Source organism: Micromonospora sp. R77 (assembly GCF_022747945.1).
In the GTDB taxonomy this organism is placed as follows: domain Bacteria; phylum Actinomycetota; class Actinomycetes; order Mycobacteriales; family Micromonosporaceae; genus Micromonospora.
Window position 1 is genome coordinate 1 of record NZ_JALDST010000022.1, and the last position, 1,280, is coordinate 1,280.

Sequence of the window (1,280 nt, forward strand, 5' to 3'; positions counted from 1 at the left end):
CTCGCCGCCGCCTGCCGGGCCCGCGGGATCGCCCCCAGGATCATGGCCACCGGCGGCCTGTTCCGGACCCCGGTGCTCGGCGCACTGATGCGCCGGGCCGGGCACATCCGCGTCGACCGGGGCACCACGTCGGTGCACCAGGCCCTCGACACCGCCGCCGCGGCCGTCGCCCGCGGCTCGGTGGTCCTGGTCTACCCGGAGGGGCGCATCGGCCTCGCCCCGGGCATGTGGCCCGAACGCGGCAAGACCGGCGCCGCCCGGCTCGCCTTCGCCAGCGGCGCCCCGGTCGTCCCCGTCGCCCAGTGGGGCTCCCACGAGGTGCTCCCCTACCGGGCACCCCAGGGCATGCTGCGCGGCATCGCCCACGCGGTGCGGCGACGCCCGGTGATCCGGGTGCACTTCGGCGCCCCGGTCGCCCTGGCCGACGTGCCACCCGGCTCCCCCGGCGCGGCCCGACGGGCCACCGACCGGATCATCGACGCGATCACCGACTGCCTGGTGCCGCTGCGCCCTGACGAGCCGGACGGCCCCCGCCACGTCGACCCGGGCCGCCCGGTGGACGTCAGCCGGATCCACCGCCGACACCTGGCCGGCTGACCCGATTTGCCTTCGCGTGCGCTCGAAGGATGAGACTCTGCGAGTCATCCGGCGACGAGAGCGGGAAACACCATGAGCGCACCGACCGTACTGATCACCGGCACGTCCACCGGCATCGGCCTGGAGACCGCCGTGGGCGCGGCCCGCGCCGGCTGGCGGACCGTGGCCACCATGCGCGACGTGTCGCGCGCCGACGCGCTGCGCCGCGCCGCCGACGCCGCCGGGGTCGCCGACCTGCTGGAGGTACGCCGGCTCGACGTCACCGACCAGGCGTCGGTCACCGCCTGCGTGGCCGACGTGGTCGACGCGCACGGCCGGCTCGACGCGGTGGTCAACAACGCCGGCGCCGGGCACGTCGGCACCCTGGAACAGGAGACCATCGACGACGTACGGGCCGTCATGGAGGTCAACTTCTTCGGGGTGCTGCACGTCAGCCGGGCCGCGCTGCCGCACCTGCGGGCCGCCCGGGGCCGGTTGGTCACCGTCTCCAGCGTCGGCGGCGTGGTCGGGCAGCCGTTCAACGAGGCGTACTGCGCGGCGAAGTTCGCCGTCGAGGGGTTCATGGAGTCCCTCGCGCCCCTGGCCGCCACCGTCGGGGTCACCGTCACCGTGGTCGAGCCGGGCGCGGTGGCCAGCGAGTTCGTCACCAACGTCGGCGTCGACCGGGACGCCGCCGTCGACGC

2 protein-coding genes are annotated in these 1,280 nt (G+C 75.9%); both read left to right on the top strand.

From position 1 onward, the window contains the following. Nucleotides 1-597, top strand: a 597-nt coding sequence (locus MRQ36_RS32910; RefSeq protein ID WP_242801733.1) for a 1-acyl-sn-glycerol-3-phosphate acyltransferase, incomplete at its 5' end; no start/stop codon positions are given. Nucleotides 598-669: 72 nt separating this feature from the next. Next, nucleotides 670-1,280, top strand: a 611-nt coding sequence (locus MRQ36_RS32915) for an SDR family NAD(P)-dependent oxidoreductase (RefSeq protein ID WP_242801735.1), incomplete at its 3' end; no start/stop codon positions are given.